A 26,034-nucleotide genomic window follows, 5' to 3' on the forward strand; every position below is an offset into this window, starting at 1 on the left:
ATGACAGGAAATCTGTTGCTTAAATTGATATATTTACAAGGTCACGTTGCAGGATTTGCAATATTACTCTGAGGTTACCCGCGCATGGATTTACGAGACCTGAAACTCTTCCTGCATCTGGCCGAAAGCTGCCACTTTGGCCGCACCGCACGTGCCATGCATGTCAGCCCTTCTACCCTGTCGCGCCAGATCCAGCGCCTTGAGGAAGATGTCGGCCACGCACTGTTTCTGCGAGATAACCGTACCGTGACGCTGACCGAAGCCGGTGAGCGGCTGCGTCAGTTTGCCCAGCAAACCTTGCTGCAATATCAGCAACTGCGTCATGTGATGGACCTGAACGGCCCCTCGCTCAGTGGCGAGTTACGTCTGTTTTGTTCGGTCACGGCAGCCTATAGCCATCTGCCACCGATTCTCGACCGCTTTCGAGCCGAACATCCGCAGGTGGAGATCAAGCTCACCACCGGCGATGCCGCCGATGCGATTGAGATGGTGCAGTCCGGTGAGGCCGACCTGGCGATTGCCGGTCGCCCTGAATCACTGCCTGCCAGCATAGATTTTACGCCACTTGGGCTGATTCCGCTGGTCCTGATCGCCCCGGCGTTGCCCTGCCCGGTGCGTAACCAGGCGACCCAGGACGAGCCAGACTGGTCGCTGATTCCGTTTATCCTGCCGGAACAAGGGCCTGCGCGGCGGGGTATCGACCTGTGGTTTCGCCGCCGCCGCATCCCCAATCCGCTGATTTATGCCACGGTCTCGGGCCATGAGGCGATTGTGTCGATGGTGGCGCTGGGATGTGGCATTGCGCTACTGCCCGATGTGGTGCTGGAAAACAGCCCGGAGCCGGTACGTAATCGCGTACTGGTGCTGGAGAATGTCGAGTCGGTCGCACCGCTCGAACTGGGCGTGTGCGTACAAAAAAAGCGGCTCGGAGAGCCGCTTATCAATGCCTTCTGGAACCTGCTGTAGTTACTGACCGGCGAGGAAGAAGCGGAACGCTGGGTTATTGGCTTCGTCGTGGAAGTCATAACCCAGCGCCGTGAGATGCTCCTCAAAGCGTGGTTCATCATTACCCAGTTCAAACGCTGCCAGCACACGACCGTAATCGGTACCGTGGCTGCGATAGTGGAACAACGAGATATTCCAGTGCGTACCCAGCGTTTGCAGGAACTTCAGCAATGCGCCGGGTGCTTCCGGGAACTCGAAGCTAAACAGACGCTCGCGCAACGGTTTGGAGGGACGACCACCAACCATGTAGCGTACATGCAGCTTCGCCATTTCATCGTCGGAGAGATCCACCACGTTATACCCGCCCTGCGTCAGCTGGCTGATGATCTCACTGCGCTCCTCCAGCCCACGCGTTAGGCGCACACCGACAAAGATGCAGGCGTTGTCAGCATCGGCGTAGCGATAGTTGAACTCGGTGACGGATCGGCCTCCCAGCGTCTGGCAAAACTTCAGGAAGCTGCCCTGTTGCTCAGGGATGGTGACCGCCAGCAACGCTTCACGCTGCTCACCCAGCTCGCAACGCTCGGAGACGTAGCGCAGGCCGTGGAAGTTAACGTTAGCCCCCGACAGCACATGCGCCAGACGTTCGCCTTTGATGTTGTGCTGTTGGATATACTTCTTCATCCCCGCCAGCGCCAGCGCCCCGGAAGGCTCCGCCACCGCACGCACATCCTCGAACAAATCTTTCATTGCGGCACAGATAGCATCGCTATCCACGGTGATGATGTCGTCAAGATACTCCTGACACAGACGGAAGGTTTCGTCACCGATGCGCTTCACCGCCACGCCTTCTGCAAATAACCCCACGCGCGCCAGATCCACCGGATGACCGGCATCCAGCGCCGCTTTCAGACAGGCTGAGTCTTCCGACTCGACAGCAATCACCTTGATCTGCGGCATCAGTTGCTTGATCAGTACCGCCACACCCGCCGCCAGACCACCGCCACCCACCGGCACGAACACGCGATCGAGATGTGCATCCTGCTGCAACAGCTCCATCGCCAGCGTACCCTGCCCGGCTATCACCGCCGGATGGTCGAACGGGTGCACAAAGGTGTAACCCTGCTGCTCCGCCAGCTCTATCGCTTTGGCTTTCGCCTCGTCGAAGTTGGCACCAAACAGGTAAGCCTCACCGCCAAATGCGCGCACCGCATCAACCTTGATATCTGCCGTGGCCAGCGGCATCACAATCAGTGATTTGATGCCTAACGTGCTGGCCGAGAGCGCCACGCCCTGCGCGTGGTTGCCGGCCGAGGCCGTCACCACGCCACGCGCTTTCTGCTCTTCAGTCAGACCGGCCATCATCGCGTAAGCCCCGCGCAGCTTGAAGCTGTGCACCGGCTGACGATCTTCACGCTTCACCAGAATGGTGTTGCCAAGACGCGATGAAATTTTTTCCATTTTCTGTAACGGCGTCACCTGGGCGATTTCGTACACCGGTGAACGCAATACCGCGCGCAAATACTCCGCGCCGCAGGGCGCCGCGGGTAGCGGTTGAGACTCAGCCATCTGTTAGCCTCCCAGCTTGGACTTATCGCGCACCGCGCCTTTGTCAGCGCTGGTCGCGAGTGATGCATAGGCACGCAGGGCGAAGGAGACCTGACGCACACGCCCATGCGGCGTATACGCCTCATCACCACGTGCTTCTTCTTCTTCACGACGCGCGTGCAGTTCGTTGTCCGGCACCGCCAGCTTGATACCACGGTTCGGGATATCGATTTCGATGATGTCGCCGTCTTTCACCAGCGCAATGGTGCCGCCGCTGCCCGCTTCCGGCGAAGCGTGGCCGATGGAGAGACCGGAAGTACCACCAGAGAAACGACCATCGGTGATCAGCGCACAGCTTTTGCCGAGGCCCATCGATTTCAGGTAGGTGGTCGGATAGAGCATTTCCTGCATGCCCGGTCCACCCTTCGGCCCTTCGTAGCGAATCACTACCACGTCGCCCGCCACCACTTTACCGCCGAGAATCGCTTCTACTGCGTCATCCTGGCTTTCGTAAACTTTGGCCGGGCCTTTAAAGGTCAGGATCTCTTTGTCCACACCGGCGGTTTTCACGATACAGCCATCTTCCGCCAGGTTGCCGTACAACACCGCCAGACCGCCGTCCTGCGAGAAAGCGAATTCACGGGTGCGGATACACCCTTCTTGACGATCGTCATCCAGCGTGTCCCAGCGGCAATCCTGTGAAAACGCCTGAGTGGTACGAATCCCGGCCGGACCGGCGCGGAACATCTTTTTCACCGCTTCGTCTTTGGTCAGCATGATGTCGTACTGATCCAGGGTTTCACGCAGGTTCAGACCCAACACGTTACGCACGTCAGTGTGCAGCAAACCGGCACGATCCAGCTCACCGAGGATACCGATAACACCACCGGCACGGTGCACATCTTCCATGTGGTATTTCTGGGTGCTCGGGGCCACTTTGCACAGATGCGGCACTTTGCGCGACAGACGGTCGATATCGGAAATATTGAAATCGATTTCGCCTTCCTGCGCCGCTGCCAGCAGGTGCAGTACGGTGTTGGTGGAGCCACCCATCGCGATATCCAGCGTCATGGCGTTTTCGAACGCCGCTTTGCTGGCGATATTGCGTGGCAGTACACGCTCATCATCCTGCTCGTAATACTGTTTGGTCAGGTTAACGATGCGCTTACCAGCATTGATAAACAGATCCTTACGGTCAGCGTGGGTCGCCAGCAGCGAACCGTTACCCGGCTGCGACAGGCCCAGCGCTTCGGTCAGGCAGTTCATCGAGTTGGCGGTGAACATACCGGAGCAGGAACCACAAGTCGGGCAGGCTGAACGTTCGATCTGCTCGCTGTCGGCATCGCTGACGTTCGGGTTGGCACCCTGAATCATCGCATCCACCAGATCCAGTTTGATGATTTTGTCCGACAGCTTGGTTTTACCCGCTTCCATCGGGCCACCAGAAACGAAGATCACGGGAATGTTGAGGCGCAGTGAGGCCATCAGCATGCCGGGAGTGATTTTGTCGCAGTTCGAGATGCAGACCATCGCATCGGCACAGTGGGCGTTTACCATGTACTCAACAGAGTCGGCGATCAGCTCACGCGAAGGCAGTGAATACAGCATGCCGCCATGACCCATGGCGATACCGTCATCCACTGCAATGGTGTTGAACTCTTTAGCCACACCACCAGCCGCTTCGATTTGTTCAGCGACCAGTTTGCCGAGATCGCGCAGGTGGACGTGACCTGGCACGAATTGGGTGAATGAGTTGACCACGGCGATAATCGGCTTACCAAAATCGGCGTCGGTCATTCCTGTCGCGCGCCACAAGGCACGGGCACCCGCCATGTTACGGCCATGGGTGGTGGTGGTGGAACGGTACTTAGGCATGCTCTATTTACTCCAGTAAGGATAATGTCGCGGACGCTGCTGCGTCCGCGAAAAAACGTGTTATGGGTTAACCTGGTCCAGCCAGCCCCATTTGTCTTCAGTCTCGCCAGTGAACAGGCCGAAGAATGCCTGCTGAATGCGTTTGGTCACCGGACCACATTTGCCTGCGCCCACCTGAATACCGTCAACGCTGCGAACCGGGGTGATTTCCGCCGCAGTACCAGACATGAACACTTCGTCAGCCAGGTACAGGGATTCGCGTGACAGCACCTGCTCGCGAACTTCGATACCCATGTCTTTCGCCAGTTTGATGATGGCGTCACGGGTGATGCCCGGCAGCGCAGAAGAGGTGAACGGCGGCGTGAACAGAATACCGTCTTTCACTTCGAACAAGTTTTCACCGGCACCTTCTGAAATATAGCCGTTGGTGTCGAGAGCGATACCTTCCTGATAGCCGTGGCGACGTGCTTCGCTACCGACCAGCAGAGAAGACAGGTAGTTACCACCGGCTTTCGCTGCGGTCGGCAGGGTGTTCGGTGCTACGCGGTTCCATGAAGAAACCATCGCGTCGATGCCCTGCTCCAGCGCTTCAGCACCCAGGTAAGCACCCCACGGGAATGCCGCGATGATCACATCGGTGGTGTAGCCATCTGGCGGGTTCACACCCAGGCCCACGTCGCCGACAAACGCCAGCGGACGGATATAGGCGCTTTTCAGTTTGTTGACGCGCAGTACTTCGCGGCAGGCTTCCATCAGCTCATCTACGCTGGCTTTGATCGGGAAGCGGTAGATTTTGGCGGAGTCGTGCAGACGCTGCATGTGTTCACGATGACGGAACACCACCGGACCTTTGTGAGAATCGTAGCAACGCACGCCTTCAAACACAGAAGTACCGTAATGCAACGCGTGAGACATGACGCTAACCTTGGCGTCTTCCCACTTAACCATCTCCCCATTGAACCAAATAAAGTCTGCTTTCTTCGTACTCATTGTTATTTCCTTTCGCGACTAGGCACGGATTTGTTGTGTTGTCTGTTGTTGGATCTGGACGCAAGCGACATCCATCAGTTTGCTTAACTGCGAAGACAGTAAATCGACTGAGCGCTGGCTGGCAACGGTCATTTCGATATTAATGTTTTCGGCATTCGCGGCTGATGCCATGTTCATGGTACACACCTGGAAACCACGGTGGCGCACGACGCGCAAAATGCGCTCCAATATTTCAGGGCGAAAGCGCGCTTCGATAGACAATTGATGCTGGTTCATATGGTTTTCTCCATCATGTTTGCGTTGCTGGCACCAGGTGGCACCAAAGGCCAGACGTTTTCATGCTCATCAATCGCAACATGCAGGAAGTAAGGACCTTCACTGTTCAGCAGAGCATCAAGGGCGGCGTCGACCTGATCTTTACGGGTAATGCGCTGGCCGGGGATATCAAAAGCGCTGGCCAGCGTGAGGAAATCGGGGTTATCAGTCAGGATGGTTTCGCTGTAGCGACCATCAAAGAACAATTGCTGCCACTGGCGCACCATGCCGAGACGCTGGTTATCCAGCAGCAAGATTTTAACTGGCAGTTTACCGCGCTTGATGGTGCCCAGCTCCTGAATGTTCATCATGATGGAGCCGTCACCGGATACGCAGATCACGGTATCGTTCGGACGGGCCACCTGGGCCCCTACCGCAGCTGGCAGGCCAAAGCCCATGGTGCCGAGACCGCTGGAGGTAATAAAGTTTTCCGGCGCGCTGAACGACATATGCTGTGCCGCCCACATCTGATGCTGACCCACGTCAGTGGTCACCACCGCGCTATCTGCTTTGCGATCGGAAAGCTGTTTCAGCAGCAACGGAGCATAAATTGCTTCGCCCGGATGGTCGTAGCGCCAGCTGAATTCCGCTTTCATCGCTTTGACTTCGGTGCGCCATGCATCGATTTGCAGCGGCATACTCAAAGCGGGCAGCATCTGATTCAAATCGCCCTGCAACGAAACGTGCGCACGACGCAGCTTGTTCAGTTCGGCGGGATCGATATCGAGATGGATAACGCTGGCGTGTGGCGCGAAGGTGTCGAGCTTGCCGGTAACGCGATCGTCAAAACGCGCACCAACCGCAATCAGCAAATCACACTCCTGAACCGCAATGTTTGCCGCCTTGGTACCGTGCATTCCCAGCATGCCGAGGTAGAGATCGCTGTTGGCATCCGCACTGCCCAGACCTTTCAGCGTGGCAACCATCGGGATACCGGTATCGATCGCCATCGCACGTAACGCCGGAACGGCCTGAGCCATACCCACGCCGCCGCCGATATACAGCATCGGCTTTTTTGCTTGCGCCATCAGGGCGCGCGCTTCAGCGATATGCTGGGGTGAATGGCTCAGCGCCTCTTCAACCGGCAGCAAGTGCGGTGTCAGATCGCCGTTGGCGATTTGAATGTCTTTCGGGATATCAACCAGTACCGGGCCAGGACGGCCAGACTGGGCGATGGCGAAAGCTTCAGCCATCACTGAAGGCAGATCATCAAGGGATTCAACGAGGAAGCTGTGCTTGGTGCAGGCCAGTGACAAGCCGAGAACGTCAATTTCCTGAAATGCATCGGTGCCGATAAACGGCGAGGCAACCTGTCCGGTAATGGCAACCACCGGGATAGAGTCCATCATCGCATCGGCCAGGCCGGTGATCAGGTTAGTGGCGCCAGGACCCGAGGTGGCGATACAGACGCCGGTTTTGCCGGTAGCGCGCGCATAACCAATCGCCGCCATCACCGCACCTTGCTCATGCCGACACAGTAGGTGTTCCACGCCGCCATCGTAGAGCGCATCGTACACTGGCATGATGGCACCGCCAGGATAACCAAACACTGTATCAACACCCTGCGCGCGTAAAGCCTGAACTACCCACTGTGCACCTGTCATGGTTATTCTCCTGTAACCCTGCGGGAACAACAGAATTTTATGCTACTGTTCATTATCTGTTCCTCGATGATTCGCTGATATTTTGCCTGGTCGAAAAAAAACCCCCGGACCTTTCGGTGCGGGGGTTTTTCGAATTCCGGGCTTGATTTTTAAGCCTTTCTTTCTCCAAGCGTAGCCCCGCACGGTGGGATAATAATCACCACCACGCTAATCACGACTAGGCTAATCACTTGTAGAAGGGCTTTCATGTGTTGTTCGTTTTTTCGATTGTTCGAAGTAATACCTACAGAGTTACCATAGTTATCCGGGCATTGACAATAATTTTCATCAGAAATTTTTATGACGCAACAGCGACGAAGCGGTTATCACATTGTAAGTTAACGGGTATTTGTATTTGTGATAAATATTCATTACGACCGCGTCGTAACATTCGATTTCGTTCTGAGAGCCTGATTCCAAAAAACATGAATGAGCGGTAAAAAGAGGCGAAATAGCGGAATCCTGCGCGCAATCCTAACCATCAGCGTTAGACCTTCCTCGTGAGCCCCCTCAGGATAAAGATAACAAGGAGTGGTTATGTCTTTATCACGGGTTTTAACACGCGCGGCTTTGGGTGTGCAGGCACCGCTGGTGACAGTGGAAGTGCATATCAGTAATGGCCTGCCCGCCTTAACGCTGGTCGGCTTACCGGAAACCACGGTGAAAGAGGCGCGGGAGCGGGTACGCAGCGCCATTATCAACAGCGGATTTGCCTTCCCGGCGAAGCGCGTCACCATCAATCTCGCCCCTGCCGATCTGCCCAAAGAAGGTGGCCGCTACGACTTGCCGATTGCCATCGCGATTCTCGCCGCCTCAGAGCAGCTTCCTGACGCGAAACTCGCGCAATATGAATTCCTGGGTGAATTAGCACTGAACGGCGCGCTCTGTGGCGTTCAGGCTGCTATTCCCGCGGCGATGGCAGCCCTCCAGGCGGGCAGGCAAATGATACTCTCTGAAAAGAATCAACAGGATGTGGGTTTAATTCAGGAAGGTGCCACGCTGATTGGCAATCATCTGATCGAAATTTGCGCCTTTCTGCATAATCAGACGGAGTTACCCATTGCCCGTTATCAGCCTGAGACTATCGGCCAGGAAAACCAGGATCTGAGCGATATCATTGGACAGGAACAAGGGCGACGGGCGCTGGAGATAACCGCAGCAGGCGGTCATAATTTGCTGCTGCTGGGGCCGCCAGGGACCGGGAAAACCATGCTGGCAACGCGCTTACCTGGCATTATGCCGCCGTTGAACGATCAGGAAGCACTGGAGTGTGCGGCTATCGCCAGTCTGGTCAATAGCGGCAACCTGCAACAACAATGGCGTAAACGCCCCTTCCGCGCGCCTCATCATAGCGCTTCGCTGTATGCATTGATTGGCGGCGGTTCCTTACCACGTCCAGGAGAAATTTCGCTGGCGCATAATGGCGTACTTTTTCTGGATGAGTTACCCGAGTTCGAACGTAGAGTGCTGGATGCGTTACGGGAACCAATTGAGTCTGGTGAGATTGCCATCTCCCGCACCCGAGCCAAAGTCACCTATCCGGCACGTTTTCAGTTAATTGGCGCAATGAACCCCAGTCCAACCGGGCATTATCAGGGAACCCATAACCGTTGCTCCCCACAGCAGGTACTGCGCTATCTGAGCCGTCTTTCCGGCCCTTTTCTTGATCGCTTTGATCTTTCTCTGGAAGTACCGCTATTACCCAACGGTACGCTCAGTCAGAAACAACAGCGCAGTGAGAGTAGCGCAGAGGTTTTGCAGCGGGTTGTTGCGGCGCGGCAATGTCAGATAAACCGCAGTGGTAAAATCAACGCCCATCTCTCGAATGCGGAAATACAGCACTGGTGTGAGCTGGATATGGAAGATGCCAGGTGGCTTGAAGAGGTGCTGAATTCCCTGGGCCTGTCGGTGCGTGCCTGGCAACGCATCCTTAAGGTGGCGCGAACGATAGCGGATTTGGCCGGCGAGGTGCAGATTACCCGTCATCACCTGCAAGAGGCCGTAGGGTATCGCAGTATTGATCGCTTGATGATCTATCTGCACAAAAGTCTGGAATAAAAAAACGGGGCATATGCCCCGCTTCTTAGTCATCGCTGTCGCTGAAATCTTCAACGCTGTCCATCTGTGGCTTGCCGCCGGACAACGTGTGAAAACGCTTAGGACGCTTGATACGTGCGGTATATTTTGACCATACACGCTCAGCTTCTGTTTGCGGCTCACGAATACCGCGACATACTTCAATAAATAAACGCTCTTCTTCCGTCACCGGCTCACGTCTTGCCAGGTCCAGTTCATTAAAGGCAAAACCGTGGCGCTCAAGAAGCGTAGCTTCTTTAATGGTGAAATCACCATGACGCGAAAAACCACGAGGGTAATGCTTGTTATCAAAGAAACGATTCGTTGTTGCGAAGCTATCCGCCATTTGACACGCTCCTGATTCTCATATGGCCGTGCTATTTATGGCGCGGAGTATTAGATAGGCTTGACAGAGTGTAAAACAAAACATTTAAATCAGTACGACAAACATTTTTTGGGAGAATGCTGTGGATACGGAATTACTGAAAACTTTCCTCGAAGTGAGCAGAACACGCCATTTTGGGCGCGCTGCTGAAGCGCTTTACCTCACGCAATCTGCCGTTAGTTTTCGCATTCGCCAACTGGAAAACCAGCTGGGCGTTAACCTTTTTACGCGTCATCGTAATAACATCCGGCTGACATCCGCTGGTGAGCGCTTATTACCCTATGCTGAGAGCCTGATGAGCACCTGGTTGATGGCGAAGAAGGAAGTTTCCCATACCCAGCAGCATCATGAGCTATCTATAGGGGCCAGTGCATCGCTATGGGAGGCTTATCTAACCCCTTGGTTACAATCGCTTTATGAGAACAGGGAAAGCCTGCATCTTGAAGCGCGTATTGCGCAACGGCATTTGCTGGTGAAGCAGTTGCATGAACGCCAGCTTGATCTTTTGATCACCACCGAAGCGCCAAAGATGGATGAATTGACCAGCCAGCAAATTGGCCACATTTCACTCGCATTATTTCGTGCGCGTAAAACTGAAAAGCGTGAAAAATATGATTACATCAAACTGGAATGGGGAGCAGATTTTCATCAACATGAAAATTATCTGTCCAGTGATGACGTTCCGGTATTAACCACAACATCGGCGCATGTCACCCGAGAATTGCTGCATACAACTGGCGCTTGCGCGTTTTTACCTGATTTTTGGCACAGCCTTTACAGTGATTTGATGGTTATTCCTGATACTCCTGTCGCTGTCAGGCCTCTATATGCGGTATGGCTACAAAATAGCGATCAACAGGCTCATATTCGCCAGTTGCTCAAATATCCGGTATTAACGCATTGATGTAATAAAAGTAGAAGGGTTTGAGTGGATATTGGTGAAGCTCAATTCCCTCCATCACGAAAAGATCTGAGGCATTTTGTGCTAAAACTGGGTGGCTAATGAGGTGGCGGTGTAAATATATCGGTTATTTCAGGCAAAAAAAAATCCTTTGCCTAAGCAAAGGATTGTTTTCTGGCAGGGGCGGAGGGACTCGAACCCCCAACACCCGGTTTTGGAGACCGGTGCTCTACCAATTGAACTACGCCCCTAAATGAGGGTGGCGGTGCGGACGGGACTCGAACCCGCGACCCCCGGCGTGACAGGCCGGTATTCTAACCGACTGAACTACCGCACCACCGAATACTGCATTACCAGCGGGGTCTCGCTGATAACCGGTGTTACCTTTTCAGGTAAATACCTTAAATTGATGCCTGGCAGTTCCCTACTCTCGCATGGGGAGACCCCACACTACCATCGGCGCTACGGCGTTTCACTTCTGAGTTCGGCATGGGGTCAGGTGGGACCACCGCGCTACAGCCGCCAGGCAAATTCTGTTTATCCGCACCGCCCTCTCAGGCCATACGAATCAATCCGGTCGAACAAAGCTGAAAATCTTCGCGTCTCTCTACCAAAACGCCTCTGGCGTTGTAAGGTTAAGCCTCACGGGTCATTAGTACCGGTTAGCTCAATGCATCGCTGCACTTACACATCCGGCCTATCAACGTCGTCGTCTTCAACGTCCCTTCAGGACTCTCAAGGAGTCAGGGAGAACTCATCTCGGGGCAAGTTTCGTGCTTAGATGCTTTCAGCACTTATCTTTTCCGCACTTAGCTACCGGGCAATGCCATTGGCATGACAACCCGAACACCAGTGGTGCGTTCACTCCGGTCCTCTCGTACTAGGAGCAACCCCCCTCAATTCTCCAGCGCCCACGGCAGATAGGGACCGAACTGTCTCACGACGTTCTAAACCCAGCTCGCGTACCACTTTAAACGGCGAACAGCCGTACCCTTGGGACCTACTTCAGCCCCAGGATGTGATGAGCCGACATCGAGGTGCCAAACACCGCCGTCGATATGAACTCTTGGGCGGTATCAGCCTGTTATCCCCGGAGTACCTTTTATCCGTTGAGCGATGGCCCTTCCATTCAGAACCACCGGATCACTATGACCTGCTTTCGCACCTGCTCGAGCCGTCACTCTCGCAGTCAAGCTGGCTTATGCCATTGCACTAACCTCCTGATGTCCGACCAGGATTAGCCAACCTTCGTGCTCCTCCGTTACACTTTGGGAGGAGACCGCCCCAGTCAAACTACCCACCAGACACTGTCCGCAGCCCGGATCACGGGCCTACGTTAGAACATCAAACATTAAAGGGTGGTATTTCAAGGTCGGCTCCACGCAGACTGGCGTCCACGCTTCAAAGCCTCCCACCTATCCTACACATCAAGGCTCAATGTTCAGTGTCAAGCTATAGTAAAGGTTCACGGGGTCTTTCCGTCTTGCCGCGGGTACACTGCATCTTCACAGCGATTTCAATTTCACTGAGTCTCGGGTGGAGACAGCCTGGCCATCATTACGCCATTCGTGCAGGTCGGAACTTACCCGACAAGGAATTTCGCTACCTTAGGACCGTTATAGTTACGGCCGCCGTTTACCGGGGCTTCGATCAAGAGCTTCTCCTTACGGATAACCCCATCAATTAACCTTCCGGCACCGGGCAGGCGTCACACCGTATACGTCCACTTTCGTGTTTGCACAGTGCTGTGTTTTTAATAAACAGTTGCAGCCAGCTGGTATCTTCGACTGGCTTCAGCTCCGGGAGCAAGTCCCTTCACCTACGCGCCAGCGTGCCTTCTCCCGAAGTTACGGCACCATTTTGCCTAGTTCCTTCACCCGAGTTCTCTCAAGCGCCTTGGTATTCTCTACCTGACCACCTGTGTCGGTTTGGGGTACGATTTCGTGTTACCTGGAGCTTAGAGGCTTTTCCTGGAAGCAGGGCATCAGTTACTTCATCACCGTAGTGACTCGTCATCACGCCTCAGCCTTAAAGCATTCCGGATTTGCCTGGAATGCAAGCCTACACGCTTAAACCGGGACAACCGTCGCCCGGATAACTCAGCCTTCTCCGTCCCCCCTTCGCAGTAACACCAAGTACAGGAATATTAACCTGTTTCCCATCGACTACGCTTTTCAGCCTCGCCTTAGGGGTCGACTCACCCTGCCCCGATTAACGTTGGACAGGAACCCTTGGTCTTCCGGCGAGCGGGCTTTTCACCCGCTTTATCGTTACTTATGTCAGCATTCGCACTTCTGATACCTCCAGCAGACCTCACAGTCCACCTTCGACGGCTTACAGAACGCTCCCCTACCCAACAACACATAAGTGTCGCTGCCGCAGCTTCGGTGCATGGTTTAGCCCCGTTACATCTTCCGCGCAGGCCGACTCGACCAGTGAGCTATTACGCTTTCTTTAAATGATGGCTGCTTCTAAGCCAACATCCTGGCTGTCTGGGCCTTCCCACATCGTTTCCCACTTAACCATGACTTTGGGACCTTAGCTGGCGGTCTGGGTTGTTTCCCTCTTCACGACGGACGTTAGCACCCGCCGTGTGTCTCCCGTGATAACATTCTCCGGTATTCGCAGTTTGCATCGGGTTGGTAAGCCGGGATGGCCCCCTAGCCGAAACAGTGCTCTACCCCCGGAGATGAATTCACGAGGCGCTACCTAAATAGCTTTCGGGGAGAACCAGCTATCTCCCGGTTTGATTGGCCTTTCACCCCCAGCCACAAGTCATCCGCTAATTTTTCAACATTAGTCGGTTCGGTCCTCCAGTTAGTGTTACCCAACCTTCAACCTGCCCATGGCTAGATCACCGGGTTTCGGGTCTATACCCTGCAACTTAACGCCCGGTTAAGACTCGGTTTCCCTGCGGCTCCCCTATACGGTTAACCTTGCTACAGAATATAAGTCGCTGACCCATTATACAAAAGGTACGCAGTCACACCCCGAAGGATGCTCCCACTGCTTGTACGTACACGGTTTCAGGTTCTGTTTCACTCCCCTCGCCGGGGTTCTTTTCGCCTTTCCCTCACGGTACTGGTTCACTATCGGTCAGTCAGGAGTATTTAGCCTTGGAGGATGGTCCCCCCATATTCAGACAGGATACCACGTGTCCCGCCCTACTCATCGAACTCACAGTATGTGCATCTTCGTGTACGGGAGTATCACCCTGTACCCTGCGACTTTCCAGACGCTTCCACTGACACACAAACTGATTCAGGTTCTGGGCTGTTCCCCGTTCGCTCGCCGCTACTGGGGGAATCTCGGTTGATTTCTTTTCCTCGGGGTACTTAGATGTTTCAGTTCCCCCGGTTCGCCTCGTTAACCTATGTATTCAGTTAACGATGATGCACAGAGTGCACCGGGTTTCCCCATTCGGACATCGTCGGCTGTAGCGGTTCATATCACCTTACCGACGCTTTACGCAGATTAGCACGTCCTTCATCGCCTCTGACTGCCAGGGCATCCACCGTGTACGCTTAGTCGCTTAACCTCACAACCCACAGACGTTTTCACGCATGCAGACTGCAAGCATTTGAGAGACTCGAACACATCGCTTTCATTTCTTATTACGGAGAAATGAAACAACGTGTCGTTTCAAATTTTCAGCTTGTTCCGGATTGTTAAAGAGCAAATACTTCGCAGCACACCGTTCCCGGTACGCTCTGAAGTATTGAAAAACTGTAATGGTGGAGCTAAGCGGGATCGAACCGCTGACCTCCTGCGTGCAAGGCAGGCGCTCTCCCAGCTGAGCTATAGCCCCATACAGTCACTGCAGAGACCACTACTACCACTCAACCGAGTAACCATTCTTCAGCGAAGAATGTAATTTCATCTCAGGCAAGGCATGCGGAAGGGAAGTTTACACCGGTAAACGACCGCGCGCATAACGCAGCATGAGGAGAAATTTGGTAGGCCTGAGTGGACTTGAACCACCGACCTCACCCTTATCAGGGGTGCGCTCTAACCACCTGAGCTACAAGCCTGTAGAGGTTTTTCTGCTTCTTTAAATTTCATCAGACAATCTGTGTGAGCACTTCGGAGGAAGGTATCTTCAGGTAAGGAGGTGATCCAACCGCAGGTTCCCCTACGGTTACCTTGTTACGACTTCACCCCAGTCATGAATCACAAAGTGGTAAGCGCCCTCCCGAAGGTTAAGCTACCTACTTCTTTTGCAACCCACTCCCATGGTGTGACGGGCGGTGTGTACAAGGCCCGGGAACGTATTCACCGTAGCATTCTGATCTACGATTACTAGCGATTCCGACTTCATGGAGTCGAGTTGCAGACTCCAATCCGGACTACGACGCACTTTATGAGGTCCGCTTGCTCTCGCGAGGTCGCTTCTCTTTGTATGCGCCATTGTAGCACGTGTGTAGCCCTGGCCGTAAGGGCCATGATGACTTGACGTCATCCCCACCTTCCTCCGGTTTATCACCGGCAGTCTCCTTTGAGTTCCCGACCGAATCGCTGGCAACAAAGGATAAGGGTTGCGCTCGTTGCGGGACTTAACCCAACATTTCACAACACGAGCTGACGACAGCCATGCAGCACCTGTCTCAGAGTTCCCGAAGGCACCAAAGCATCTCTGCTAAGTTCTCTGGATGTCAAGGCCAGGTAAGGTTCTTCGCGTTGCATCGAATTAAACCACATGCTCCACCGCTTGTGCGGGCCCCCGTCAATTCATTTGAGTTTTAACCTTGCGGCCGTACTCCCCAGGCGGTCGACTTAACGCGTTAGCTCCGGAAGCCACGCCTCAAGGGCACAACCTCCAAGTCGACATCGTTTACAGCGTGGACTACCAGGGTATCTAATCCTGTTTGCTCCCCACGCTTTCGCACCTGAGCGTCAGTCTTTGTCCAGGGGGCCGCCTTCGCCACCGGTATTCCTCCAGATCTCTACGCATTTCACCGCTACACCTGGAATTCTACCCCCCTCTACAAGACTCCAGCCTGCCAGTTTCGAATGCAGTTCCCAGGTTAAGCCCGGGGATTTCACATCCGACTTGACAGACCGCCTGCGTGCGCTTTACGCCCAGTAATTCCGATTAACGCTTGCACCCTCCGTATTACCGCGGCTGCTGGCACGGAGTTAGCCGGTGCTTCTTCTGCGGGTAACGTCAATTGCTGAAGCTATTAACTCCAACACCTTCCTCCCCGCTGAAAGTACTTTACAACCCGAAGGCCTTCTTCATACACGCGGCATGGCTGCATCAGGCTTGCGCCCATTGTGCAATATTCCCCACTGCTGCCTCCCGTAGGAGTCTGGACCGTGTCTCAGTTCCAGTGTGGCTGGTCATCCTCTCAGACCAGCTAGGGATCGTCGCCTAGGTGAGCCGTTACCCCACCTACTAGCTAATCCCATCTGGGTTCATCCGATGGTGTGAGGCCCGAAGGTCCCCCACTTTGGTCTTGCGACGTTATGCGGTATTAGCTACCGTTTCCAGTAGTTATCCCCCTCCATCGGGCAGATCCCCAGACATTACTCACCCGTCCGCCACTCGTCACCCAAGGAGCAAGCTCCTCTGTGCTACCGTTCGACTTGCATGTGTTAGGCCTGCCGCCAGCGTTCAATCTGAGCCATGATCAAACTCTTCAATTTAAGTTTGATGCTCAAAGAATTAAACTTCGTAATGAATTACGTGTTCACTCTTGAGACTTGATATTTTTTAAGTCCGTAGACTTTTGATATCAATCCTGCGAGTGCCCACACAGATTGTCTGATAAATTGTTAAAGAGCAGTGCCACATTTCTCGTGTGGCGCGGGTTGCGTATGTTACGCTTTCCGCGCTTTCAGTCAAGCATTTATTTTTGCTTTTCTGAAGGTTGCCACTTAAGGCCACCTTGCCAACACATCACTTCGTAAGCCGTTGTTCCGTGTCAGTGGAGGCGCATTATAGGGAGTTCTTTCAGGCTGACAAGCGCTAAATGCAAATTAATTTCTGAGTGCTGTTTTTTTCAACGAAACATCACAAAAGCGCCAGTTTTTCCATCAATGGGAAGCCATAACGCTGTAGAACCGGCGATAATTGCAGCACTTCTTCATCCATCCGCGTACAAAAAGCCATGTTAGGTGCATCAGAAAGCGCTACAGGGGCGGCATGTTCCAACAACCATGCAGTACGACGCGCAATCGCCGCACCGGAATCCACCAGCCGCGTTCCTTCCGGCAGCACCAGCTGCAACTCGTCACGCAGCAACGGAAAATGGGTACAGCCCAACACCACTGTATCCGGTGGCTCCTTCATCCGGAGCCAGGGTTGCACCACACGACGCACATCATCCAGCAGCACCTCTTCACCGTGTAGCTTCGCCTCGGCCAGTTCTACCAGCTCAGCCGAGCCTAGCATCTTGATTTGGCATTCGCGGGCGAATTGCGCCACCAGTTCATGGGTATAAGGACGTTTCACCGTACCACGTGTCGCCAGTAGCCCCACCACCCCATTACGCGTTAAGCGTGCTGCGGGTTTAATGGCTGGCACCACACCGACCACCGGGAAGTCAAACTTCGCACGCAGTGCAGGTAAAGAGACCGTACTGGCCGAGTTACAGGCAATCACCACCATCGCCAGGGGAAAATGCCGCGTAATCGCTTCGACGATCGAAACAACGCGATCGACAATATAGGTTTCGGTTTTTTCACCGTAAGGAAAACCTTCATTGTCGAAGGCGTAGAGATAATGGAGATTCGGCAACAATTGTCGAATCTCCTCATAGACGGAGAGCCCACCGACGCCGGAGTCAAAAACCAGCACGGTGGGACGCAGATCAGAAGCTGTAGCTGGCGCTGAGGTAGTACTCCGTTCCTGGAGTTTGGTAGCCATACACTGTCTCGTAGTCTTTATCGAACAGGTTGGCAATTCTACCACGAACGGTGAGCTGAGAGGTGACCGGATACGATACCGCCAGATCCCATAAACTTACGCCGCCCAATTTAACGCGCTGCGTAGTATAGGAATGGTTGTAATCGTTGTCATAACGCTCACCAAGGTAGTGATAAGTAATGGACCAGTCAAAATTGAATACCGTCCAGTCGAGCTGGTATTTCACCTGCTGCTTCGCACGGCGCAACAATTGCTGATTGGTCTCAGCATCACGCGCGTCTACATAGTCATAAGAAACCGTATGACTCAGTGGACCAGTATCGAAAGACGCCGTGGCTTCCACACCTTTAATACGCGCTTTGTCGATGTTGTAGTAAACATAAGTGCTCGGATCGCTATCAATCAGATTATCGATGTCATTGCGATAGCCCGACACACGCCAGTTCACCGGCCCGGTTAAGCCTTCAAAACCGCTTTCCCACTGCTTGCTTTCTTCCGGCTTCAGGTTCGGGTTGCCATAAGTCTGGCTATAAAGCTGAGCCAGGTTCGGGGCTTTATAGGCAGTTGCGTAAGAGGCAAACACACGATAGCCATCAACAAATTCCCAGGCGGCGCTGCTCTGCCAGGTGTTGTGCCAGCCAAACGCATTGTTGTCATCACCGCGCACTGCGCCTTCCAGCGTCACGCTGCCAAACTGCTGCTGAGCGGTGGCGTAGATACCGGTGTTACGTTGTTCCTGGCCTTCCACAGTGGAATTGGTGCCGGGTTCTGAGGTTTGTTTCTGCCAGTCAACACCACCGCTCACCGTACCATGGCCGACCTGCACCGAGTTGCCCCATTGCAGGTTGTATTGCTGGACATCATTCAGCGACGCCGTGGCATCATACTTGCCAAGCTGCGGGCTGTAGTTGTAATCCTTGGTATGGCTGTAACTGGCGATCAACTGTGAAGAATAGATGCCTTGATTGAAACGCAGTCCGGTATCCCAGGTCTGGCTGTAAAGCTGACGGGTATCGACAAAGGTGTTGGGTTCCACATACGTGGGATAGCCATCATAAGCCGTACGGTTGTCAAAACCATAGCCACGCACAAAGCCGCTGAACTGGTCACTAAACTGATGCTCCAGCGAGCCATACAGGGTTTTGCTCATAAAACCGTCGCGATCCTTCTGTGCCGGATCGCCGTAGATGTCGGGCAGGTTTGCCACCACATCATAGCCTTTGGTGTAGGTATAGTTGCCCGCCAGCGTCAGCTTAGTGGCATCGCCCAGTTTCTGCTGAGTCGAGCCATCGTAGCTCTGGTAGCCTTTGGACCCAACGCCAGCCGTCAGCGTGGTGCCGTTTTTATCCCGGCCAGTGATAATGTTTACCACGCCGCCAATGGCGTCAGAACCATACACCGCCGAACGCGCACCACGAATATATTCGATGCGCTGTACCAGCGAGAGAGGAATCTGGCTGAGATCGGACGAACCGGAAATCCCCGCCTGATTCAGACGAATACCGTCAATCAGAATCAAGACGTGATTGGAGTTGGTGCCACGAATAAACATGGAGCTGCTTTGACCCATGCCACCGTTTTGCGCAATGTCGACGCCCGGCAGGCGACGCATTACATCGGTGAGGCTTTTTGCCTGCCAGCGGTCAATCTCTTCGCGGGTAACAACGGTCGTGGGTGCCAGCACGGAAGAAACTGGCTGTGAAAAACGGTTAGCGGTAACGATTTGCGTATCATCATCCTGCTGGGCATAGCCAAATTGCGCCCAGAGGGACATCGCCGTTGCACTGAAGGCAAACAGCGAAGCATGTGTTTTTTTCATTGTTATAGCATCCAAAAGACAAAGCAGGATGCCGCAGGCATACGATCGATAGCACGCGATGACCGTACGAATTGCGACGTCACACCGGCAGGTCTTCGGGCTGAGAATCATAAATGGTGAAGACTTCCCATCCCACAGGACAGTGTCTGCATCAGCAATCACCACGACATTCTTTACCGCTGCGCGTCAGCTCCAGATTCGCACTGGATTCCCTTTTAACTCAAGGAGGCCGGCCGTCGCAGTCTACGGATAAGAAGGCCAGAAATCCAGACTTCCAGCCATCTTCTTTTGCACAAGGCTGGACATCAGCCATTGAATGCCTACAATCGCCCGGCAAGCAGGCTTATTACCAGGATTGAAGATGACACCCGAACAGCTCCCGATTGAACAATATGACGCGCAACTGGCGGAAAAAGTCAGCCGTTTACAGGCAATGATGGCACCGTTTGCTGCGCCAGAGGTGGAGGTGTTTCGTTCACCGGTCAGTCACTATCGTATGCGTGCCGAATTCCGCATCTGGCATGATGGCGACGATCTGTATCACATCATCTTTGATCAGCAGACCAAACAGCGCATTCGCGTCGATCAATTTCCGGCGGCCAGCGAGTTGATCAACCAACTGATGCCTAAAATGATCAACGCGATCCGTAATAACCGCGCACTGCGTCATAAATTGTTCCAGATCGATTACCTGTCGACCCTGAGCAATCAGATTGTCATTTCCCTGCTCTACCACCGCAAGCTGGAAGAGGAGTGGCAGCTGGCGGCCAGCGCGTTACGTGATGCATTACGCGCCGAAGGGTTTGATGTCCAGCTGATTGGCCGCGCCACCAAAACCAAAATCTGTCTCGATCGCGATTACATTGATGAGTGCCTGCCGGTAGCAGGCAAAGAGATCATTTATCGCCAGGTGGAGAACAGTTTCACCCAACCCAATGCCGCGATGAACATTCAGATGCTGGAGTGGGCGCTGGACGTCACGCAAAACGCGCGTGGCGATCTGCTGGAACTGTATTGTGGTAACGGGAACTTTTCACTGGCGCTGGCGCGTAATTTCCGCCGCGTATTAGCCACCGAAATCGCCAAACCCTCGGTGGCTGCCGCGCAGTTCAACATCGCTGCCAACCACATTAATAATGTGCAAATTATCCGTATGGCAGCGGAGGAGTTCACCCAGGCGATGAATGGCGTGCGCAGCTTTAACCGACTGGAAGGCATTGACCTGCAAAGCTATCAATGTGAAACCATTTTCGTCGATCCGCCGCGTAGCGGGCTGGATGCCGAAACGGTGAAAATGGTGCAGGCTTACCCTCGTATCCTCTATATCTCGTGCAATCCGCAGACGCTGTGCGACAACCTCGCAACCCTGGCGGAAACCCATGAGGTTACACGTCTGGCGTTGTTTGATCAGTTCCCCTATACCCATCATATGGAAAGTGGCGTACTGCTAACACGCAAAGCATAACTAAAAACGGGAACCCTGAGGTTCCCGTTTTTTTAATTCTTGTTCTTCGGTCGTTTAAAGCGCGTCGCAATCCAGAACACCAACGCTACCATCAGAATGGTAGGGATAAAGTTGGAGCCAATATCCGGGTACTCCGCTCGCACCAGCGCACTGTAGACCAGAATCCCCAGCAGGAAAAACGCCGCCGCCAGAGACGGCATGCCGTCCGGCATATTACGGTTCAAATAACGCTGATGCAGGCACCAGGCCGCCAGGCCAAGGGCGAGCAGCGGAAAAATCGAAAATGGCACAAATGCGCTGAACAGCACCGAAAAGGAGCCGTTGATGGCTAAACCAGTGATAAAAGCCAGTAAAAGGGTTCCTTTATCGCGGGGGTTTTGCTCAATCATTTCTTTATCCTTATCACATTACTCTTCGGGTTTTTCCAGTGTTACCGCCAGCCGTTCCTGCTCCCGGCGATACCAGTAATAAGCACCTTTGGCGATCATCCGCAGCTGTAGCACCAGACGATCTTCCAGCTTGCGACGCTGTTCAATATCCACATCCAACGCTTCCGCACCGGCGCTGAATACGATGGTGACCATCGCTTCTGCCTGTGCTTCGGTAAAACTGCGCGGCATGCGGTTTTCCAGCTCAAGGTAATCTGCCAGTTCGGCAATAAAGTGCTGAATTTCACGTGCGACGGCAGCACGAAACGCCGCCGAGGTGCCGGAGCGCTCGCGTAGTAAGAGACGAAAAGCGTTGGGATTGTTCCCGATGAACTCCATAAAAGTTGCAACAGAAGTTTTAATAATGCTGCCACCCTTGGCAATGCGCTGGCGTGCCTGACGCATCAGTTGACGCAGCATCAGGCCGCTCTCATCAACCATCGTCAAACCCAGTTCATCCACATCCCGGAAATGACGATAAAACGAGGTGGGCGCAATACCGGCTTCACGTGCAACTTCACGTAAACTCAGGCTGGCAAAACTCCTTTCTGCACTTAGCTGACTGAAGGCGGCTTCAATCAGTGAACGTCTTGTACGTTCTTTTTGTTGCGCTCTGACGCCCATTCTCTCTGCCTTGTGAGTAATCAGGCAGGCACTATAACAAACTTTTCAGCGTACAGCGGTGCAAAGTTGTGACCGCCTGTGAACCTCACGCTTTGTCAAAATCAGGCAAAAATCGCTGTTAGAATTCAGAAGTGCGCGGCGAGATGTTAGAATCTCGTTGTAAAAATGTATAGAAACATAGGACGTACTGGTATGCAAAAGTCTTACGATTACGATGCCATTGTAATTGGCTCCGGTCCGGGCGGTGAAGGTGCGGCCATGGGGCTGGTGAAGCAGGGAGCGCGCATCGCAGTGATCGAACGCTACCATAACATCGGCGGCGGTTGTACTCACTGGGGCACTATCCCCTCCAAAGCGTTGCGTCATGCTGTCAGCCGTATTATCGAGTTCAATCAAAATCCCCTCTACAGTGATCATACCCGGCTTCTGCGTTCCTCCTTTGCGGATATTCTGAACCACACGGAAAACGTGATCAGTCAACAAACCGCGATGCGGCAAGGCTTCTATGAACGCAATCGTTGCGAGCTGTATCAGGGCGATGCGCATTTTGTTGATGCCAACACCATTGAAGTGGAGCAACCGGACGGCACCCGTGAGCGCTTAACCGCAGAGAAATTCGTTATCGCCTGTGGATCGCGTCCCTACCATCCGACCGATGTCGATTTCACCCATCCACGGATTTATGACTCCGATTCGATTCTCAACCTGCACCACGAACCGGGCCACGTCATCATCTATGGTGCCGGGGTGATCGGCTGTGAATACGCCTCGATTTTCCGTGGACTGAACGTCAAGGTTGACCTGATCAACACCCGCGATCGTCTGCTGGCGTTCCTTGATCAGGAGATGTCGGATTCGCTGTCTTACCACTTCTGGAACAGCGGCGTGGTGATTCGTCACAATGAAGAGTTTGAGAAGATTGAAGGCGTGAACGATGGCGTGATCATGCACCTCAAATCCGGCAAAAAAGTGAAAGCGGATTGCCTGCTGTACGCTAACGGCCGTACCGGCAATACCGATTCGCTGGCACTGGAAAATGTGGGTCTGGAAGCCGATGGGCGCGGCCTGCTGAAGGTCAACAGCATGTACCAAACGGCGCAGCCACATATCTATGCGGTCGGTGACGTGATTGGTTATCCGAGTCTGGCCTCTGCCGCCTACGACCAGGGGCGTATCGCTGCCCAGGCAATCATGAAAGGTGAAGCAACTGCGCATCTGATTGAAGATATCCCCACCGGGATTTACACCATTCCGGAGATCAGTTCAGTCGGCAAAACCGAGCAGCAGCTGACCGCGATGAAAGTACCGTATGAAGTGGGACGTGCGCAGTTTAAACACCTGGCGCGTGCACAGATTGTCGGTATGAATGTGGGTAGTTTGAAGATTCTATTCCACCGGGAAACCAAAGAAATCCTGGGTATTCATTGCTTTGGTGAGCGCGCAGCCGAAATCATTCATATCGGTCAGGCCATCATGGAACAGAAAAATGGCGGCAACACGATTGAATATTTCGTGAATACCACCTTTAACTACCCCACGATGGCCGAAGCCTATCGCGTTGCTGCATTAAACGGCTTAAACCGCCTGTTTTAACGTGTTATCGAGATAAGCCTGCATATGGGTTTTAATTGCTTCTGCCAGCTGCTCATAGCGGCTGCGCAGAGGCGATCCCGGACGATATACCAGCGCGATGGTGCGCTGCGGTACTGGCTTATAACAAGGCAGATAGCAGACACCGTCACGCACGCGTTGATTGGGTACGGCCAGCGACGGCAGTAAAGTGATGCCACTTCCTGCGGCAACCATATTGCGTAGCGTTTCCAGGCTGGTCGCGCGGAAATGGGTGTCTTCATCCGCACCGGCTTCAAAGCAGAAACCCATCGCCTGATCGCGCAGACAGTGACCGTCTTCCAGCATCAGCAGCTTTTCACCCGCCAGATCCGACATCGGTACACGATCGCGATCGTGCCACGGATGATCCTCATAGATCGCCAGTTTCATCGGCTCATCAAACAGCGGCACCTCAATAAAGGCTTCGCTCTCCTTCACCAGCGCCAGAATGGCACAGTCGAGCTTGCCACTGTCGAGCTGCGCCAATAGCTGCTGCGTCTGCGCTTCGTGCAGATACATTTCGAGCTTGGGAAAGGTTTGATGCAGCATCGGGATAATATGCGGCAACAGATAAGGGCCGGTGGTGGGGATAAGGCCAATATGCAGTGGCCCGGACATAGTTTCGCCCTGCTGGCTCGCCATCTCCTTCAGCACTTTTACTTCGCGCAGCACGGTGCGAGCCTGATCCACCAGCAGCAACCCCGCCTGGGTAAACAATACCTTACGGCTGGTGCGTTCCAGCAGCATCACGCCCAGTTCATCTTCCAGCTTACGAATTTGTCCGCTCAACGTTGGCTGACTGACATGGCAGGCATCCGCTGCACGGCGGAAATGACGGTGCTCCGCCAGCGAAACCAGATACTCCAGATCACGAATGTTCATTGATATCCTCCGAACCACGATAGCCCGTGGCGATAGATAGAATAGCAATGAACGATTAGCCCTATCAAGCCACTGACAGGAATAATACGTGCCATCTGAAGCAATATGAAAAAAGGCTGAAAGAGTACGGAGTAACACCTGCAATCAGTCTGAAAAATCACTGAGTTGGCCGGAGTGCCTGCCCTTTGATGATGTGCCTATAACAAAATGAAATTCCGAAGCTAGAGGTTGGCGGGCTATCACATAGCCCGCTTTTTTTATTGGCTTACTTCAGACGCTGCTGCGCTTCCTGAATCGCCAGTGCCACCTGCTGCGGTGCCACGCCGCCACGGGCATTACGTTTATCCAGGCAGGATTGCAGTGACAGAATCGGATAGACATCATCTTCAATCGTCGCGCTGAACTGCTTCAGTTGCGCCAGGCTTAACGCTTCCAGCGCCACACCCTGCTTAATCGCTTCCACCACCGCTTCACCGACAATATGGTGCGCTTCGCGGAATGGCACGCCTTTGGCGACCAGATAATCCGCCAGCTCAGTAGAGTTGGCATAGCCCTGCTCCGCCGCTTCCTGGCAGCGCGGACGTTTCACCTGGATGCCGTCCAGCACCAGTACCGACATATGCAGACAATCCAGCCAGGTGTCGAGCGCGTCAAACAGCCCTTCTTTGTCTTCCTGCATATCTTTGTTGTACGCCAGCGGCAGGCCTTTCAGCGTCATCATCATGCCGGTCAGTGCGCCCTGTACGCGGCCACATTTGCCACGAATCAGCTCCAGTGCGTCCGGGTTTTTCTTCTGCGGCATCAGTGAGGAACCGGAAGTCACTTTATCCGACAACTCGACAAAGCCCGCTTCGCCAGTGTTGAAGAAAATCATGTCTTCGGCAAAGCGCGACAGATGCACCATGCCGATAGAAGCATCAGACAGCAGCTCCAGCACGTGATCGCGGTCAGATACGGTATCGAGGCTGTTACGGGTGGCAGAGGCGAAACCTAACCAGCCCGCCAGCTGCTGACGATCGATTTCGTAAGCAGTACCGGCCAGCGCGCCGCAACCCAGTGGGCTGACGTCGATACGCTTCAGCGTATCCTGCAAACGGCTTTCATCACGTGCCAGCATTTCAACATAGGCCAGGCACCAGTGCGCAAAGGTCACTGGCTGAGCGCGTTGCAGGTGGGTATAACCCGGCATCACCGCATCCTGATTGGCTTCGGCGGTGGCAACCAGCGCTTTTTGCAGCTCGCGCGTAGCATCCAGCAATACCGCCACTTGCTCTTTGCACCACAGTTTCAGATCGGTCGCGACCTGGTCGTTACGGCTACGCCCGGTATGCAGCTTTTTACCCAGCGCGCCGACTTTGTCGATCAGCTTACCTTCTACCCAGCTGTGGATATCTTCGGCATCGCTTTGCAGAATCTGCTCAGGATTGGCACGCACTTCAGCCAGCAACGCATTCAGCGCCGCCTCCAGTTGCTGCTGCTCGTCGCTGCTCAGGACATTAACCGTCACCAGCGCTTTTGACCAGGCGACAGAACCGATGATGTCCTGCTCCGCCAGGCGATAGTCGAAACGCAGCGAATCATTGAATTGTTTGAAGCGTTGGTCTGCTGCCTGGGTAAAGCGTCCACCCCAAAGTGCCATCTGAATACTCCTGAATACGG

General features: G+C 53.9%; 18 protein-coding genes, 4 tRNA genes, 3 rRNA genes and 1 riboswitch. Of the genes, 5 read left to right on the plus strand and 20 right to left on the minus strand.

Annotation, left to right across the window (positions count from 1 at the left end):
• Positions 1-84 precede the first annotated feature (84 nt).
• A complete protein-coding gene (gene ilvY / locus AC6I8W_RS19810) occupies positions 85-966 on the plus strand; it encodes an HTH-type transcriptional activator IlvY (RefSeq protein ID WP_013510959.1) in 882 nt (293 codons plus the stop codon).
• Here the strand turns inward: ilvY and ilvA are convergent, their stop codons facing one another.
• From ilvA to ilvL, 6 genes are all read right to left on the minus strand, one after another.
• Positions 967-2,514 (minus strand): threonine ammonia-lyase, biosynthetic, encoded by a 1,548-nt coding sequence (ilvA, locus tag AC6I8W_RS19815; RefSeq protein WP_497836370.1) that lies wholly within the window; start codon positions 2,512-2,514, stop codon positions 967-969.
• Between the two features lie 3 nt (positions 2,515-2,517).
• Positions 2,518-4,368, minus strand: coding sequence for a dihydroxy-acid dehydratase (ilvD, locus tag AC6I8W_RS19820; RefSeq protein WP_497836371.1), 1,851 nt, complete (start codon positions 4,366-4,368; stop codon positions 2,518-2,520).
• Positions 4,369-4,428: 60 nt separating this feature from the next.
• A complete protein-coding gene (gene ilvE / locus AC6I8W_RS19825; protein WP_013510962.1) occupies positions 4,429-5,358 on the minus strand; it encodes a branched-chain-amino-acid transaminase in 930 nt (309 codons plus the stop codon).
• A gap of 18 nt (positions 5,359-5,376) precedes the next feature.
• Positions 5,377-5,634 (minus strand): acetolactate synthase 2 small subunit, encoded by a 258-nt coding sequence (gene ilvM, locus AC6I8W_RS19830; protein ID WP_013510963.1) that lies wholly within the window; start codon positions 5,632-5,634, stop codon positions 5,377-5,379.
• Positions 5,631-7,277 carry an acetolactate synthase 2 catalytic subunit gene (gene ilvG, locus AC6I8W_RS19835; RefSeq protein WP_497836372.1) on the minus strand — a complete coding sequence of 549 codons (1,647 nt, stop codon included), beginning with the start codon at positions 7,275-7,277 and terminating at the stop codon, positions 5,631-5,633. Before ilvG ends, ilvM begins: the two co-directional genes overlap by 4 nt.
• Before the next feature lie 149 nt (positions 7,278-7,426).
• On the minus strand, positions 7,427-7,525 hold the full coding sequence (gene ilvL / locus AC6I8W_RS19840; protein WP_071783595.1) for an ilv operon leader peptide: 99 nt from the start codon (positions 7,523-7,525) through the stop codon (positions 7,427-7,429).
• A gap of 328 nt (positions 7,526-7,853) precedes the next feature.
• Here ilvL and AC6I8W_RS19845 point away from each other — a divergent pair, with 328 nt between their 5' ends.
• On the plus strand, positions 7,854-9,374 hold the full coding sequence (locus AC6I8W_RS19845; protein ID WP_497836373.1) for a YifB family Mg chelatase-like AAA ATPase: 1,521 nt from the start codon (positions 7,854-7,856) through the stop codon (positions 9,372-9,374).
• 25 nt (positions 9,375-9,399) lie between these two features.
• On the opposite strand, the gene AC6I8W_RS19850 is transcribed toward AC6I8W_RS19845, so the two are convergent.
• Entirely contained in the window at positions 9,400-9,738 is a 339-nt protein-coding gene (locus tag AC6I8W_RS19850) for a MaoP family protein (RefSeq protein ID WP_480366642.1), read from the minus strand.
• Between the two features lie 121 nt (positions 9,739-9,859).
• Here AC6I8W_RS19850 and hdfR point away from each other — a divergent pair, with 121 nt between their 5' ends.
• The gene (gene hdfR, locus AC6I8W_RS19855) at positions 9,860-10,681 is read left to right on the plus strand and encodes an HTH-type transcriptional regulator HdfR (protein ID WP_013510967.1); all 822 of its coding nucleotides are present in this window, start codon (positions 9,860-9,862) and stop codon (positions 10,679-10,681) included.
• Between the two features lie 172 nt (positions 10,682-10,853).
• On the opposite strand, the gene AC6I8W_RS19860 is transcribed toward hdfR, so the two are convergent.
• The 9 genes from AC6I8W_RS19860 to btuB form a co-directional block, all read right to left on the minus strand.
• Positions 10,854-10,929 (minus strand) — tRNA-Trp (locus AC6I8W_RS19860).
• Positions 10,930-10,938: 9 nt separating this feature from the next.
• A tRNA-Asp gene (locus AC6I8W_RS19865) sits at positions 10,939-11,015 on the minus strand.
• A 74-nt stretch (positions 11,016-11,089) separates the two neighbouring features.
• Positions 11,090-11,205 (minus strand): 5S ribosomal RNA (rrf, locus tag AC6I8W_RS19870).
• A 104-nt stretch (positions 11,206-11,309) separates the two neighbouring features.
• Positions 11,310-14,216 (minus strand): 23S ribosomal RNA (locus tag AC6I8W_RS19875).
• A 194-nt stretch (positions 14,217-14,410) separates the two neighbouring features.
• Positions 14,411-14,486, minus strand: a tRNA-Ala gene (locus tag AC6I8W_RS19880).
• Between the two features lie 146 nt (positions 14,487-14,632).
• A tRNA-Ile gene (locus AC6I8W_RS19885) sits at positions 14,633-14,709 on the minus strand.
• 73 nt (positions 14,710-14,782) lie between these two features.
• Positions 14,783-16,324: ribosomal RNA gene (locus AC6I8W_RS19890) — 16S ribosomal RNA — on the minus strand.
• The 16S, 23S and 5S rRNA genes sit together here with 4 tRNA genes alongside, the layout of an rRNA operon.
• Positions 16,325-16,691: 367 nt before the next feature.
• Positions 16,692-17,546, minus strand: coding sequence for a glutamate racemase (murI, locus tag AC6I8W_RS19895; protein WP_497836374.1), 855 nt, complete (start codon positions 17,544-17,546; stop codon positions 16,692-16,694).
• A complete protein-coding gene (gene btuB, locus AC6I8W_RS19900) occupies positions 17,491-19,365 on the minus strand; it encodes a TonB-dependent vitamin B12 receptor BtuB (RefSeq protein ID WP_497836375.1) in 1,875 nt (624 codons plus the stop codon). The genes murI and btuB overlap by 56 nt, the downstream gene beginning before the upstream one ends.
• A gap of 68 nt (positions 19,366-19,433) precedes the next feature.
• Positions 19,434-19,611, minus strand: a riboswitch (cobalamin riboswitch).
• A gap of 115 nt (positions 19,612-19,726) precedes the next feature.
• On the opposite strand from btuB, the gene trmA reads away from it, so the two are divergent.
• On the plus strand, positions 19,727-20,830 hold the full coding sequence (gene trmA / locus AC6I8W_RS19905; protein WP_497836376.1) for a tRNA (uridine(54)-C5)-methyltransferase TrmA: 1,104 nt from the start codon (positions 19,727-19,729) through the stop codon (positions 20,828-20,830).
• Positions 20,831-20,862: 32 nt separating this feature from the next.
• On the opposite strand, the gene AC6I8W_RS19910 is transcribed toward trmA, so the two are convergent.
• Both AC6I8W_RS19910 and fabR read right to left on the minus strand, forming a co-directional pair.
• Entirely contained in the window at positions 20,863-21,219 is a 357-nt protein-coding gene (locus AC6I8W_RS19910; protein WP_497836377.1) for a YijD family membrane protein, read from the minus strand.
• A gap of 18 nt (positions 21,220-21,237) precedes the next feature.
• A complete protein-coding gene (gene fabR / locus AC6I8W_RS19915) occupies positions 21,238-21,882 on the minus strand; it encodes an HTH-type transcriptional repressor FabR (RefSeq protein ID WP_013510972.1) in 645 nt (214 codons plus the stop codon).
• Between the two features lie 192 nt (positions 21,883-22,074).
• On the opposite strand from fabR, the gene sthA reads away from it, so the two are divergent.
• Positions 22,075-23,475: a Si-specific NAD(P)(+) transhydrogenase gene (gene sthA, locus AC6I8W_RS19920; RefSeq protein WP_497836378.1), complete on the plus strand. Its 1,401-nt coding sequence runs from the start codon at positions 22,075-22,077 to the stop codon at positions 23,473-23,475.
• Here the strand turns inward: sthA and oxyR are convergent.
• Together oxyR and argH are read right to left on the minus strand one after the other, a co-directional pair.
• On the minus strand, positions 23,458-24,375 hold the full coding sequence (oxyR, locus tag AC6I8W_RS19925; RefSeq protein WP_013510974.1) for a DNA-binding transcriptional regulator OxyR: 918 nt from the start codon (positions 24,373-24,375) through the stop codon (positions 23,458-23,460). The genes sthA and oxyR overlap by 18 nt on opposite strands.
• Before the next feature lie 265 nt (positions 24,376-24,640).
• Positions 24,641-26,014: an argininosuccinate lyase gene (argH, locus tag AC6I8W_RS19930; protein ID WP_497836379.1), complete on the minus strand. Its 1,374-nt coding sequence runs from the start codon at positions 26,012-26,014 to the stop codon at positions 24,641-24,643.
• Between the last annotated feature and the right edge of the window lie 20 nt (positions 26,015-26,034).

The sequence above is a fragment of the Pantoea sp. X-Soil-TKNS-1211 genome (assembly GCF_059730495.1).